Consider the following 1,134-nt stretch of genomic DNA (forward strand, 5'->3'; position numbering starts at 1 on the left):
CTTTGCGACGCAGTTAACAAGCCCCTCTGCTATGTCATTGAACGTAAACGGTTTTTTCAAGCCGCAGGCCGGCCGCGTTTTGTATAAGGGCATGGGCAAAGGTCTACGCGGCTGCTGCAAGGTCGATGAAGCGGGTTTCAATGGAATTAGGTGGTAAGTCTCCCAATATTGTGTTCGAGGACTGCAATTTCGCTCAGGCCGTAGTGGGAGCGATGTCCGGGATTTTTGCCGCGAGCGGTCAAGCGTGCGTCGCGGGTTCCCGCTTGCTGGTGCAGAACAGCATCAAGGACCTTTTCGTCGATCAACTTGTGAGCATGGTTGCGTTGGCACGCATCGGTGATCCAAACGCACGGGAGAACAGCATTGGTCCTCTCGCAACGCCGGAGCAGTATCAAAAGGTGTTGCGGTACATCGACATTGCCAAATCCGAAGGTGCTCGCTGTGTGTTAGGGGGTGAGCCTGTACGGGATCTCCCTGGTGGGCAGTTTGTGAAGCCCACGGTTTTTGTCGACGTGACGAACGACATGCGCATCGCGCAAGAGGAAGTGTTCGGCCCTGTGCTGTCGGTCATTGGTTTCGATGACGAAGCCGACGCAGTGAGGATCGCCAATGATGTTATTTACGGGCTCGCCGCAGGAGTCTGGACAACAGATATTTCTAGGGCGCTTCGTGTGTCAAAGGCGCTCAGGGCCGGCACAGTGTGGATCAACACCTATCGCGCGATGAGCTTCAACTTACCTTTCGGTGGGATAAAGCAGTCCGGGCTTGGCCGTGAGAATGGTATCGAAGCTGTGCGAGAGTTCCTTGAGACCAAGAGTGTCTGGGTCTCGACTGCGGCAGGGGCGCCGGCTAAGACAGTTAGCGCGAACGCGCAGTCGCAGGTTGTGTCCAAAAATTGAAAGTGGCTACCAAGTGGTGGACAACTTGTAACAGGTCTCTCTATCGGCCAGTGACGCCCGACCAGCGCATTGCGGCTGCAAAAGAAGACGCCCGACAAGATACTGGTCGACGGCGGCATTAAGATATTCGTTGCATTGGTGTGGCGTTGTTGCATAAATCCGGGGTCGGATGGGCTGACGTTTACGCACAACGACTGGAGCGCTGGCTCTGTTAACTTCTGACGAAGCGGCGTAG

The 1,134-nt window shown here is 55.4% G+C and carries 1 pseudogene; it reads left to right on the forward strand.

The features are described from left to right. Window positions 1-95 precede the first annotated feature (95 nt). Window positions 96-899 (forward strand): annotated as a pseudogene (locus A3A5_RS39260) (aldehyde dehydrogenase family protein); the annotation flags it as partial. Window positions 900-1,134 lie beyond the last annotated feature (235 nt).

It is taken from the genome of Cupriavidus sp. UYPR2.512 (assembly GCF_000379565.1).
Classification (GTDB): Bacteria; Pseudomonadota; Gammaproteobacteria; order Burkholderiales; family Burkholderiaceae; genus Cupriavidus.